At 45.1% G+C, this 13,342-nt stretch carries 12 protein-coding genes and 1 pseudogene; 9 read left to right on the forward strand and 4 right to left on the reverse strand.

Features of this window, described 5'->3' with window-relative positions:
- Positions 1 to 479: 479 nt before the first annotated feature.
- From LQV63_RS03990 to LQV63_RS04000, 3 genes are read left to right on the forward strand one after another with little or no spacing between them, the layout of a single operon-like run.
- Positions 480 to 863, forward strand: a complete 384-nt coding sequence (locus LQV63_RS03990; protein WP_019419784.1) for a GntR family transcriptional regulator — start codon at positions 480 to 482, stop codon at positions 861 to 863.
- Positions 856 to 1,707: an ABC transporter ATP-binding protein gene (locus LQV63_RS03995; RefSeq protein WP_233695729.1), complete on the forward strand. Its 852-nt coding sequence runs from the start codon at positions 856 to 858 to the stop codon at positions 1,705 to 1,707. The genes LQV63_RS03990 and LQV63_RS03995 overlap by 8 nt, the downstream gene beginning before the upstream one ends.
- 5 nt (positions 1,708 to 1,712) lie before the next feature.
- Positions 1,713 to 2,360, forward strand: coding sequence for an ABC-2 transporter permease (locus LQV63_RS04000; RefSeq protein ID WP_233695730.1), 648 nt, complete (start codon positions 1,713 to 1,715; stop codon positions 2,358 to 2,360).
- 478 nt (positions 2,361 to 2,838) lie between these two features.
- Here LQV63_RS04000 and LQV63_RS31965 read toward each other — a convergent pair whose 3' ends face one another.
- Positions 2,839 to 2,955 (reverse strand): putative holin-like toxin, encoded by a 117-nt coding sequence (locus tag LQV63_RS31965; RefSeq protein WP_407672882.1) that lies wholly within the window; start codon positions 2,953 to 2,955, stop codon positions 2,839 to 2,841.
- Positions 2,956 to 3,104: 149 nt separating this feature from the next.
- Positions 3,105 to 3,278: pseudogene (locus tag LQV63_RS04005) on the reverse strand (ran-binding protein 10); the annotation flags it as partial.
- A gap of 101 nt (positions 3,279 to 3,379) precedes the next feature.
- Here LQV63_RS04005 and LQV63_RS04010 point away from each other — a divergent pair.
- The 5 genes from LQV63_RS04010 to LQV63_RS04030 all read left to right on the forward strand — a co-directional run bounded on the left by LQV63_RS04010 (position 3,380) and on the right by LQV63_RS04030 (position 10,563).
- Positions 3,380 to 4,063 carry a response regulator transcription factor gene (locus LQV63_RS04010; RefSeq protein ID WP_233695731.1) on the forward strand — a complete coding sequence of 228 codons (684 nt, stop codon included), beginning with the start codon at positions 3,380 to 3,382 and terminating at the stop codon, positions 4,061 to 4,063.
- On the forward strand, positions 4,060 to 5,319 hold the full coding sequence (locus LQV63_RS04015) for a HAMP domain-containing sensor histidine kinase (RefSeq protein WP_233695732.1): 1,260 nt from the start codon (positions 4,060 to 4,062) through the stop codon (positions 5,317 to 5,319). Before LQV63_RS04010 ends, LQV63_RS04015 begins: the two co-directional genes overlap by 4 nt.
- Before the next feature lie 107 nt (positions 5,320 to 5,426).
- A complete protein-coding gene (locus LQV63_RS04020; RefSeq protein WP_233695733.1) occupies positions 5,427 to 6,188 on the forward strand; it encodes an ABC transporter ATP-binding protein in 762 nt (253 codons plus the stop codon).
- A 1-nt stretch (position 6,189) separates the two neighbouring features.
- Positions 6,190 to 8,532, forward strand: a complete 2,343-nt coding sequence (locus tag LQV63_RS04025) for an ABC transporter permease (RefSeq protein ID WP_233695734.1) — start codon at positions 6,190 to 6,192, stop codon at positions 8,530 to 8,532.
- Positions 8,533 to 8,643: 111 nt separating this feature from the next.
- A complete protein-coding gene (locus LQV63_RS04030) occupies positions 8,644 to 10,563 on the forward strand; it encodes a serine hydrolase domain-containing protein (protein ID WP_233695735.1) in 1,920 nt (639 codons plus the stop codon).
- A gap of 307 nt (positions 10,564 to 10,870) precedes the next feature.
- Here the strand turns inward: LQV63_RS04030 and LQV63_RS04035 are convergent, their stop codons facing one another.
- A complete protein-coding gene (locus tag LQV63_RS04035) occupies positions 10,871 to 10,987 on the reverse strand; it encodes a putative holin-like toxin (RefSeq protein WP_267933877.1) in 117 nt (38 codons plus the stop codon).
- Positions 10,988 to 11,143: 156 nt separating this feature from the next.
- Positions 11,144 to 11,590 carry a GyrI-like domain-containing protein gene (locus LQV63_RS04040; protein ID WP_325175848.1) on the reverse strand — a complete coding sequence of 149 codons (447 nt, stop codon included), beginning with the start codon at positions 11,588 to 11,590 and terminating at the stop codon, positions 11,144 to 11,146.
- 604 nt (positions 11,591 to 12,194) lie between these two features.
- Between LQV63_RS04040 and LQV63_RS04045 the strand changes: the two genes are divergently transcribed.
- On the forward strand, positions 12,195 to 12,902 hold the full coding sequence (locus LQV63_RS04045) for an N-acetylmuramoyl-L-alanine amidase (protein WP_233695736.1): 708 nt from the start codon (positions 12,195 to 12,197) through the stop codon (positions 12,900 to 12,902).
- Positions 12,903 to 13,342 lie beyond the last annotated feature (440 nt).

The following is a 13,342-nucleotide window of genomic DNA, read 5'->3' on the forward strand; positions in this document are numbered from 1 at the left end:
CGAACTTCCGTTCTCAATTTTTCCTCCCGTGATACTAGTCTCCAACGTTTCGCAGTACCGCTTCCTGCAAGTTTGGAATAACGTGAGAATAGGTATCAAGTGTTACGTGTATCGAAGAGTGGCCAAGTCGTTCTTGAACGATCTTCGGGTGGATAAAGTCAATATCATAGAATTCTTTGCCGAGTGTCCTGCTGCTTAATTCATTCAGCGGCGGTGAGGTTTAATCGAATATGTGGAAGACGAGTAACCTGTTATAATGGCAGGTTATTTTTTTTATTAAAACACCGCAGGATAGCTCCCGCGGTTCTCTTCATACTACAAAATCCACAAAGACAGGACTACGCAGCATTCCGGCTCTGGTCCAGTTGCACCCTTTCTGCCTGAATATAAACTCAGATGTTGTATTATTGACAGTGATGAAATATCTGTATATGATGTGTATGTATGAAATACACAGTTGTAATTTTGGTGGAGGTTAAATGAAAATTATTATTTCCAATACATCCGATTCACCTATATATCAGCAGATAAAAGAACAAATAAAGGATGCGATACTTTATGGTGAATTGAAAGAGGGCGAACTGCTTCCATCTATCAGGGCACTAGCCAATGATCTGCGAGTGAGCGTTCTTACAACCCGAAGAGTATACGACGAGCTTGAGTCAGAGGGTTTTATTACAACCAAAGCGGGCAAAGGCTCATTTGTGGCAAAAGAAAACCTGGAACTTCTGTTGGAATCAAGGCGGCATATGGTCGAAGTAAAGCTCACCGAGGCTTGGAATGCGGCCTGTTCGCTCGGGATTAGCAAAGAAGAATTGATTTCAATGATGGGCTTACTGTTTGAGGAGGGCGAAAATGAATAAGATTTTAGAGGTTAAGGGACTAAAAAAAGATTTGGGTACCTTTAGCTTGCAGGATGTCAGCTTTTCTTTATTAGAAGGTTGCATTACTGGATTCATTGGTTTAAATGGGGCCGGTAAGACCACAACTATAAAAACAATCCTTGGGCTGGTGTTGAAGGATTCGGGAAGCATTGAATTTTTCGGCAAAGACATGAACCTGAATGAACGGGAACTAAAGAATCATATTGGTATCGTATTTGATGAGGGATATTTCTATGAAGAATTGACATTGGCAGAAATGAAAAGCATTATTGCACCTGCCTATTCAAATTGGGAAGAATCCGTTTTTCATAAGTACATGGAACACTTTAGGTTGCCACTTAATCAGAAAATCTCTACATTGTCCAAAGGCATGCGCATGAAGTACGCCATAGCATTAGCGCTTTCCCATCATGCCGACATATTGATTATGGATGAACCAACAAGCGGACTTGATCCACTGGTACGAAGTGAATTGATGGAAATATTATTGGACTTTATGGGGAATGGCGGAAAAGGTGTGTTCTTTTCTTCCCATATTACCTCTGATCTCGAGAAAGTAGCTGATGTACTGATTTTAATTGATAAGGGCAGAATCATATTGAGTGAGGAAAAGGATGTATTGCTTGACACGCATGGCTTAGTAAAAGGAGAAAAAATGGCGCTTAATGACCAAACAAGAGAATTATTTTTAACGTTGCGCGAAACCAATTATGGGTTTGAAGGATTGACAAACAGCAAACATGCCGTAAGGCAGCAAATGAACAATGTGCTAATAGAAAAGCCGACTATTGAAGATATTATGTTGGGCTATGTAAGGAGGTAATTGAGATGTTGTTGCATCTTGTAAAAAAGGATTTCCTACTCTCGAAAAGATATATGAAAGTGATGCTTATCGCTTCATTTGCGATTCCCATTTTTATGACCTTCAAAGTTGATTTTCTAAGCGGAGGTTTTTTTCCATTTTTTCTAAGCACTCTTTATATTCAGTATCTGCTGTTCAATTCAGTATCGATGTTAGAATATAAATACAAAGGTTCTGCGCTCCTATGCGCAACTCCTTATACACGCAAGGCATTAGTAAAATCCAAGTATTTATTTATATTGGCCATTTTTGTGTGCTGTTATATCGTATACACAATTACTGCCTTACTTATTGCGGGAAAGATAGAGATGCTGAGCATTTCGGAATCTGGATTATCATTATTAATCTTATCTATTATTTTTGGGGCAATTATACCGGTTCAATACTACTTCGGTTATGAAAAATCCAAATATATATTCATGTTTTTTATTTTTATAACACCGTTTGTATTTCCCTTCATAATAAAGGTAGTGCAAGCCAATAATATTAGTTTCCAAATGATGCTTCCTTTTCCGAAAATCGTTCAAGATTTGTTTCCTTTTTTACTAGCGTTGGTAATAGGCCTAATATCTATGACTGTATCTATACGCATTTATTCTAAAAAGAACTTATAACTATAGTTAGACCTCGGTGGGCAGCGAATCGCCCCGGTCTTCCTCACAACGCCCAAGACCAAGCTTCACTCGTGCGGCTCACGTTTTCGGAAAGCAGCGTTACTCAGGGAGAGTAAGCATACATCGAAGATAAATTTAAACTGATGTGAATGCGTATGTTGTGGGATAAACCCGATAAAGTTTATTATTAAAGCCTCGAGCAATCCGGGGCTTTTTTAATTGAATTTTCTTCTAACGTAACTTCTAACAACGCATGATACCCCACGAGAACCGTCCGCCTTTTTTAGCGATAGCTACACGGAAAAAGATCCGTAGGGGACAGATGCCAAAGAAAGTAGACGTATATTTTCCGTCATGATAAGATATAAATAGAAAAGGAGCCGTGCGTGAACACGACTCCAGTGCAATAGCCGCTTTTAAGGGCGGCAGGCTTTAATTAGGTGTCACGAATAGACCGCATACCTTTAGTGAGGGCGGTCTATTTCTTTTTGTGCATGTATATCAGCAGCATTACGACAAACGTCAATAACGCGAATATCCAAAGTCCAAATTGGAACATAACGGATAGTGCTTCGTATACGCTCACAGGCTTCACCTCCCTTCCGGGAGATTAGCCGACCGCCCATAAAGCCATTCTATTGCCTAACTATCTTACCATATTTTTCACTTAAGAAGGAGATTAACATCTCTTTAAAAAAGACATATGAGAAAAGCCGCAGGATAGTTCCCACGGCTTTTTTTGCACTACTTTATCGAATACTCGTTTACTTCAAACGATAAAATCTTATCGAAAATCACATAGTCTTTACGACTGCTGAACGGTCCTTTGTTATTGTTGTGTTTGTTAATGGCATGGGATGCTGTTCCTGCGCCGGCTTGTTTATTTTCGTGCCAGGTGATGAAGGCATTTACCTTTCTATTATGGATGATGCAAGCAAATTACCACATGCTCCTTTTTCATGGTATCTTATGGGTGGAACGGATCGATTCTAATTCTGGTGATCAAATGGAGAATATGTATGAACTATGATTGTTTAATTGTGGATGACGAGAGTATTCTTGCGGAAACAACATGTGAGTATTTTAATATGTTCGAGGTCCAATCAGCTTATGTGACCAGCGCGGAAGCGTGCGAGCATTTTTTGCAGGAGAATGAAACTTCCCTGATTCTTCTGGATATCAATCTGGGTCAGAGCTCGGGCTTTGATCTGTGCAAAAAGCTGAGGCAAACTACGCAGATTCCAATTCTGTTCATCAGTGCTCGCTCCAGCGATGACGATATTCTGATTGCCCTCAACATCGGCGGAGACGATTACATCCAAAAGCCGTATACGCTCAGCATATTGCTAGCCAAGGTTAAAGCTGTGCTCAAAAGATATGGAAAACAAAGTCCGGCAGAAATGCTGGAGTTCGGTCAGGTCCAGATCGACTGTATGCTTTCCCGTGTTCGCGTGAACGGTGCAGAGATCAAATTCAAAACGCTGGAATACAGGCTGCTCTGCTATTTGGCACAAAATAAAAACCGGGTGGTGTCCAAGGAAGAGCTGTTCGCCAAGGTGTGGGGTGACTCTTTTACTGGAGATGGAACCTTAAACGTACATATTCGTCATTTGCGTGAAAAAATAGAGGTCAATCCCAACAAACCGCAATATATCAAAACGGTGTGGGGAACGGGATATGTTCTAGAGGATGGCAAGCGATGAAAGCCAAGGGAAGGCTCTTGACGATGCTTGTTGTTTTTATTGCAGGTATTATTCTTTCTGTGCAGGTGATTGGGACCGAAGTAAATACGGATGTGGATATTGTCATGGCCAACAGGGTACTGAAGACGGTTGAAAGCCACTGGGAGCAGATTGAGCAAGGCGATTACAGCGGCATCACGCAGCAATTTGTCGTTCTGGATCAGAGCGGGAACGTACGCTACCAAACGGCAGACGGACTGTCCATGACCATTAATGATGCCATCCGGAACAGGGATTCGATCTTGGATGTTATGGTGGAAGGAACTCCCGCAGGAAAGCTCATCATCCATGATGATTATGACCAAAAGATGCAGCGCAACAAGGAACAGCTTGTGACCGTAATCTTGATAACTTTTACCGTGTTAACCGTGCTATGCGTACTCTATATTATATTTTTGAATCGTGCCGTAATCACGCCGTTTAAAAAGCTGCAAAGCTTTGCCCTGAATGTGGCCAGAGGGAACTTGGATATTCCTTTAAACATGGATAAAAACAATCCGTTCGGCGCGTTCACCGAAAGCTTCGACATGATGCGCGAGGAGCTGGCGGCGGCGCGGCAGAGTGAATATGAGGCCAACCGCAGTAAGAAAGAGCTCGTGGCCAGCCTAAGCCATGACGTCAAAACACCGGTCGCCTCCATTAAGGCGGTTAGCGAACTGATGCTGCTGCGAGCTAACGATGAGAAAGTAATCAAGCAGTTGAACATGATCTATTCCAAGGCAGAGCAAATTAACTTGCTGGTGACGGATATGTTCCATGCGACGCTTGAGGAGTTGAAAGAACTGAAGGTGAATGTGACTGAGGAATACAGCGGTGTTCTGAAGGGAATTATCGCGAATGTGAACTACGATGACCAAATTACCTGTGACCCCATCCCGGATTGTATTATCCTCACCGATGTCACACGCTTACAGCAAGTCTTCGATAATATCCTGAGCAACTCTTACAAATATGCGGGTACCGCTGTTAAAATCTCTTCTTTTATTACCCCTACCCATTTGCAAATAGAGATTATGGATTATGGAAATGGCGTCAGCCGGGATGAATTGCCGCTGCTGTTCAACAAATTCTACCGGGGCAATAACATCGCGGGCCAAACCGGAGCAGGGCTTGGACTGTTCATCTCCAATTATCTCATGCAGAGCATGCAGGGCGATATTGAATGCCATAATCGCGATGACGGTTTTACCGTCGCCCTCCGAATCAAGCTCGTCTAACGATTTAAGGAACGGTTAAGGATTGGACAAAGATTAAATAAGAATTGATTTTGTATGATAGGACTGTAATCCATTCTGCAATCTATCAACAAAGGAATGATCACCTCGTGCAAGATACGATACTTAGAACAGAGAAATTATGCAAAACGTTCTCCACTGGCGGAATTCAGCAGCATGTGCTGAAAAATTTGGACATCAGCCTGATGGAAGGAGACTTTACGATTATTATGGGCAGTTCCGGTTCAGGCAAATCGACACTGCTCTATGCACTTTCCGGCATGGACAAACCTTCGCTCGGGGAAATTCATTTTGAGGGTGAAAATATCTCCAAGCTGAATAATGACCAACTTGCCATTTTTCGCCGAAATAATTGCGGGTTTGTGTTCCAGCAAATCCACTTGCTGGACAACATGAGCGTACTGGATAATGCGCTGGCGAGCGGTCTGCTGGTGAGCAAGAACAAGCAGGCTGTTGCTGCCAAAGCCAAACAATTGCTTGCCCAGGTGGGATTAAATGAAACCTTGTGGGGGAAATTCCCCTCCCAGTTATCCGGCGGTGAAGCACAGCGGGCCGGGATCGTGCGCGCCCTGATCAACAGTCCGAAAATGGTGTTCGCAGATGAGCCCACCGGCGCACTCAACTCCGCATCAAGCGACAGTGTGCTGGACGTCATGACCGAGGTCAACCGGAATGGACAGAGCATAGTCACGGTCACACATGATATCACAACGGCTTTGCGGGGCAACCGAATCCTTTACCTGCGTGACGGCATTATTTGTGGAGATCTGGATCTAGGTGCTTTTCATGCGGATCACAACCTTGCAAGGCATGAGAAGCTAAATGCGTTCCTGTCTGAAATGGGATGGTAAGATGAGAATTATTAACCTGGCCATAGCCAATATCAAAACAGGAAAAAGCGCGGTCTTCTCCCTGTTTGTTTTGATTTTTATTGCCGCACTGCTGCTGAACATAGGCACGACGGTTATGTCTAAAATGAGCACCTTTTATGAAGACAAGGTCGAAGAATTACACGATGCGCATGTAAGCATCGTTATGAAAAGCGCAAACTATAAGCAGCCTTATGGAGATTTTCTCAAATCCTATTCAGGAGTGAAAGAGACAGAAACGGAACAAATGATATTGCTGCCCACGGCCACGATTCGTTTCGACAAGAGCGACTTTAGTATTCGCACTGCGCTGCTGAATGCGGATGCAGAGCGGACCGTTGCGCCGCTGAAGCTGATTGAGGAGTCGGCTTCTGACAAAGGAGAGGGAATCTATATCCCTTATGGCTTAAAAGTGAGGAACGGCTACCAACTAGGAGACAATTTCACCCTTACTTATCAAAATAAGAAATATAGTTACCGTGTAACCGGTTTTTTTGAGTCGACTTTGATGGGCACATCCAAACTCGCCATGCTGAAATTTTATCTGCCGGATGCGGCCTACCGTCAATTGTCTGAGGAACTGGGTCCTGCGGCCGATGGCACCCTTATATCTGCAATTTTTACGGATAGTGAACAATCAGGCGCCTTATTAAGTGACTATAACAATCAATTTCCACAATCCAATGAGGCTGTGGATCCCAGTTTTTGGGGGGCGGACATGCAGACGGCAGAAAGCAGCAGCGCTTTAATCGTTAATATTGTCGCCATGATTCTGGTCGCGTTTGCGGCAATGATCGTGCTGATGTCGCTTACTGTGATCAAGTTCCGTATATCATACAGCATCGACGATGGTATGGTGAACATTGGCGTGCTTAAAGCGGTGGGCTATACCAGCCTGCAGATTCACACATCAATTGTCTTGCAGTTTATGCTGATCGCAGTTGCCGCGAGTGTCACAGGTGCAGCCGTTTCTTATGCCGTAATGCCCGCGTTCGGTGGAGTGATCTCTTCTTTGGCGGGGTTGCTATGGACGGGGGACGCCCACATGGGAACAGATCTGGCCAGTGTCCTGATTGTAACCCTGTTGGTGCTGGTAGTGGCGCTGCTCTCTTCCATGCGCATCCATAAGCTTTCCCCTGTCGCAGCATTGCGGGGAGGAATCATGACCCATAATTTCAGACGAAATCTTCTCCCGCTGGACAAGGCCAAAGGCGGCCTCCAATTCGTGCTTGCTTGCAAAACAATGCTTGCGAACAGCCGGCAGAACCTAATGATCGGCAGCATTATTGTCGCGATTACCTTTGCTTCGGTCTTCTCGGTTGTGTTGTACTACAATATTGCTGAAGATAAAACGGCGTTTTTCCAAATGCTTGGTGCCGAAACGCCTAATGTCGGAATTCAGGTTGAACCCGGTAAAGACAGCGAGCAGTTGCTTATGCAGATTCAACAGATGACAGGTGTGGAAAAGGCCAATATTCTGGACTATATTACAACGACGATTGATGGCCAGTTGGTGAATACGGATTTTTCTGATGATTACGGAAAGCTGGAAAACAAATCGGTCTATGAAGGCCGCTATCCGCAATACGACAACGAGATTGTTGTTACCGGAGGACTAGCCAGACTGCTCGGCAAAAACATTGGCGATACGATTAAAGTGGGGGTGGGAGGTGCTTCCCATCCGTTTCTGATAACCGGGCTGAACCAATCGTTTAATGCGGGGCGGAATGGAGCATCTTTAACCATGGCAGGTGTGCATCACCTGATTCCTGACCATAAAGGAATGTCCATTAATGTATACCTGGAAGGTGTCAACAAATCGGACTTTATCCGTGATGTCGAAGCGGAGTACGGAAGCATGATTCAGACTATAACGGATGTGGATGAATCGCTAGAGAGCGGAACCCGGGTATATATATCGGCAGTATTTGCTGTCATGGTTGTGATCCTGGCGATAACCGTGCTGGTAGTTGTATTGATTCTCTATCTGGTCATCAAAATGACGATTCTCAAGCGAAAAAGGGAACTGGGGATTCTAAAAGCGACAGGCTATACCACGTTCCAGCTTATGACCCAGATCGCGCTGAGCTTTGTTCCTATTGTAATTGCAGGCGTAATCGTCGGCGGTGTGCTGGGCAGTCTGTACACCAATTCCGTGCTTGAGCTGCTGCTCTCAGATGCCGGCATTTCCAATGTGCAATTCATCATACATGTTCCGCTTATTGTTACACTCTGCATCGCCATTGTTGTACTGGTCTATCTCGTATCGATGTTAGTGTCGCGCAGAATCAAGAGAATCACAGCGTATGGATTGATTACGGAGTAGATAGGCAGCAGCTTATTAAAGGCCACAGACGAACTGTGATGTTTTTGAATATCAGCTCATAGATAGATGTAATTTAATCTATCTATTTGTAAAATATGGGGGAACACTAGCATGAACATGAAAAAATGGAACAAAATAATCGCGCTCTTGATGAGTGCGCTATTCTTTACTGCTTTTTCGATCCCTGTCTACGCAGAGGAAGCAAGCTCAGATCGGACACCTTCCGGTATTCCCTACACCCAGCTTGAGCAAGAGATCGACAACTATGTGAATTCATATATCGGAAAATCAACTCCCGGTGCTGCGGTTGTGGTAACCAGAGGCGACGAGATTATTTTTTCCAAAGGCTATGGTTACGCCAATATGGAGAAGCAAATCCCTGTGGACACCGCCAACACTGTGTTTGGCTACGGTTCAATTAACAAGCTATTTGTCTGGGCCTCCATTATGCAATTGGTAGAAGAAGGAAAGATGGAGCTGGATCAAGACATCAGGGCGTATTTTCCGCAGGAGTTTGCAGAGAAGCTTCGCTACGACAAACCGATTACGCTGCTGGATATAATGAGCCATACCGCTGGCTTTGAGGAATATTCGGGCGGCCTATTTATAAAGTCATCGGAGAAGCTGGAATCACTGGAAAAAGTGCTGTTATCTTCTCAACCCGAGCAAATATTTGAGCCTGGCAAAGTCATGTCTTACTCTAACTTTGCCACAGCCCTGGCAGGGTTTGCGGTGGAGGAGGTAAGTGGGGAACCTTTTTCCGACTACGAAATGAAGCGGATTTTACGCCCGCTGGAGATGAATCATACCTCAGGCCATCCGACACTGGCTGATCACCGGGATTTGCAGGATGCAGAAGCTACAGGCTATGCGATTACAGCGAAAGGAGGCTTCGAACCTAGAGCACATTATTATATTCCTTTCTATCCTGCAGGAGCAATGAAAGGAACGGCGGAAGACCTCGCACGGTTTGCCATAGCATTGACAACCGCTGACAGCCCGTTGTTCGCCAAGCAGCAGACGCTGCAAACGATGCTTACCCAAAGCTATACGCCACACAAGGACCTTCTTTCCAATGCGCATGGATTCTGGGAATACAACGCACAGCCCCGTACTGTTGGACACAGTGGAGGCACCATGGGCTTTTCAAGTAATTTTGCTGTTGTTCCTGAAGAAAAGCTTGGTGTTGTCGTATTAACCAACACAGAGGGCGAACGCGATATTGTGCCTAGTTTGATTGACCTGCTGATTCGGAATAAGGCAAAGGAGCTCGTGCAGCCAAGTAAAAACCTGCCGCCGTCAAGCGAAGTGGCCGGACACTATGTACTATCACGCAATACCTTTACCACTGTCCAGGAGTTTATGGGCTACCTGACGTTGGTTAATCTGGAAGCGAAGGGCGAACATGACCTTACCTTAACCGGGCGTGGAATATCAGGAGAGTATAAACAAATCAGCCCCTATGTATACAAACTGGATAAAACCAACAGTAAGAGTATTCAGATGAGTGCGCCTATGTTGTATGCTGAAAAATCAGAAGGAAAAGTAACGCGGTTAAGCGGCGGACAAGCGATGGACATGCTTCCGCTCAAGCCAAGCCGTTCCGTCCCGGCATTGATTTCCTATCTGATTGTTGCCGCAATAGCTATTGTATTCTTTTTGCTGGCTCCGCTTGTGCTGATCATTCGCTTGCTCCAGTGGAAAAGAAAAGGAATTTCGTCTTCAAGCACAGCTAATCATTTGTCCGCAGGCGTCATTGTGTGCGGAACCGCCCTGGTATTAAACGTCTTGTTCCTGCTCCTGAACGCCATCGGCAATCAAAACGTGACCACTAATCAGCTGAATTATGGAATTATTATGAACTGGATACTGGCAATGCTCGCTGGCTTGCTGCTTGTGATCTCTATCCTTAAAGGCAGACACCATCCGCAATCCAAAGTCCAAAAAGTGTTCCGAATGGCTACAGCGGTGCTTCTTGTCGGTTTCATCGTCCTGCTGGCCGACTGGAAGTTCTTTCATCTCATTGCTTAAATGTCTGCTAAAGACATCAGACGGATCGGCCAAGATACAAACTGTGGCCGGTCCGTTTTTTATTTTTTCGAGTAACATGACTGGCCAATATTTGCCCATCGCGAGTCAATTGCATCGCCAAGGAGCGTATAGGAGGGGGCCGCTAAGCCCCCGTAGCATCAAAGTAGACGTATAAAACCATGCATGATAAGATATAAATAGAAAAGGAGCCGTGCGGGTAACACGACTCCAGTGCAACAGCCGCTTCAAAGGCGGTGGCTCAATACGAAAGTTTCACCAGATAGGCCGATTCCTTCGCTGGGGCGGCCTATTTCTTTTGGTGCAGGACAAGAGCAATGATCGTCAAGACTAATCCCAGTAGCCCGACAATCAGCGAACCGAAACCAATCATGATAAGCAAAGCATCTTTAACCTCCACAGGCATTCACCTCCCTTCCGGGAGAGTAGCCGACCGCCCATAAAGCCATCCTATCGCCTATCCATCATACCAGAATTTCCCTCATGGAGTGATTATCGTCTCTTTAAAAAGAAAATATGAGAAAAGCCGCAGGAAGGTATCCTGCGGCTACACATTATATCCTTAGCTTTTTCTTTTGACTGGTATCCATACCTCGCAAATCGATTCGACCTGTCTATCATCCACCCAGTAGTATTTTTCAATGCATGGACCTTCTACCTGTTCAAAATTTGTCGAAGGAAACCATTCGGAATAAATACGACGCCACACATTCTGGATTTCCCGGCCGCTATCGACGTCCTCTGTCAACGTCTCTCGGCTTTCAAATACCGCGTACGTTCGGGCCGGCACGTGCAGAACGGTGAACTCAGGCGGGGCATCGCTTCCTACTGGAAGATCGAATCCCATCATATAACGTCTGCCCCCATCCTCTTTGAAGTCAAAATGATAGCCGTAGAGCAGCATACCGGCTGATCTGCCGGTCGCCTCGTTAATCCGGTCATGCGTCCCGTCTTTCCAGATTTTCTCGGCGAATTCGGGTATTTCCTTGAAGGATATGATTCTACATATGCAGCAGTTGCAGAGCCTAAATTGTTTTAATCACTAACAATCTGTATATGCATTTAAGCCGTCGAGTAATCGACGGCTTTTCTTAGATAATAAGCAGAGGTGGGATGATGATTAGGAGGTATTATTTATCCACTTTGTACAACATAAAAGGAAATGAATAACGTTGTTCTGGAGAAGTATAGAGACGCACTAACTTTCGTTCTCAATTTTTTCTAATCGCTGCAACAATAATTCCTTATACTAGATTAGCAAGTCTCCCGTTCGTTGCCTCATGAATTCTTCAACTTTTTTGAACTCTTATTAAAACAAGCCTTTGCCCCGGTACAGCTATAGTTGGCACTGTGATTCTAGCTATCATAACATTTACTATAGTACGGTAGAAACTGACCTGAACTGAGCCAATTGACAGGGGATTAGTTACTGATATTCCTTGCAGAGGGCAGCTGCTTCTAAAATAAAATTGGAATTCAAACAACACTATTCCTCGCATATTTAGTCATCGCTGCAGCGTTCAACTTACTGAACGCTTTTTTTGATTTGGCGGCTACTTATTGGAATCCAGTCAGGACAACCACATACTTTTTCAGAAGCGAGTTGATGGAGAATGAGCATCGAGATTAAACAACGGCTGCTTCCGGACGGACGTCCGAACAAGCCTAACAAGCCCATGGTTCCGGGATGGATCACCATCCATAATACGGACAATCTCACAGGCACGGCGGAGTCGCATGCGCGATACATTTTGGACGGCAGCGGCGGCAGGCAGGCATCATGGCACTACACAGTGGACGATGTGGATATTTTCCAGCACCTGCGCGATAACGAACAGGGGTGGCATGCTGGAGATGGTGACGGCCCAGGGAATCAGACGAGCCTCGGTATGGAAGTGTGCATGTTCATCGGTATGAAGACGGAGGTCGCCTGGCGGAATGCAGCTTGGTTGGCAGCCTTTCTCATTAATCGTCATAAGCTAACAGCTGAGCACGTAGTTCCGCACCAGAAGTGGTCGGGCAAGCTGTGCCCGTCGCAACTGCTGCCGTATTGGAGCAAGTTCATTAATATGGTTAAGGAAGAGCATATTCGTAAACAACCTTGTTTTGCACCAATACGGGACATCGGTGCGGCGATCGGTGCGCCAGTCGTATGGGACAATGGCAGTAAAACAGCATCAATAAACGGAAATAATGTTGCCGGTGGGCGATTGATCGGCGGGAAGGCATATGCTCCAGTACGGGCAGTAGCAGAAGCAGCCGGTGCAAAAGTCAACTGGAATGGAAAAGAGAAAACAATCAGCATCCAACTGCACCTGTAAAAGATCGGCAGCGCCTGAGCGGTAACCGAAAAAATCCATGTTCTTATCAAATTAAGCCCCGGAGTAATCCGAGGCTTTTCACTGCAAACAAAAACCTAAGTAATCTAATGCACTTTCCGATATCCCGCGCCATAAGGAAAGGGATGTGTTACACCCATATCCCTCAATTGATCATATGAAGAAGGGGAGCAGAAATAAATCCCTAATTCCGAAAAAAGGAATTCGGTGGTGAAAAAAGCGACGTCGAGGAAAAAAGCCAGGATGGAAACCGAATTGTCTATAGGTGGATTCCTGTGCGGGCAGGCCGTCCAATCACTCTATCATTTCATCAGTGGGGATGGCAAGGGTAACATAAAATTCATACAACTCCAACTGACGTGCTGATAATGATGATGGAATACATGACGATTTGCCTGAGGCAGACGATAGGAATTACAGTT

Source organism: Paenibacillus profundus, assembly GCF_021369635.1.
In the GTDB taxonomy this organism is placed as follows: Bacteria; Bacillota; Bacilli; order Paenibacillales; family Paenibacillaceae; genus Paenibacillus_B; species Paenibacillus_B profundus.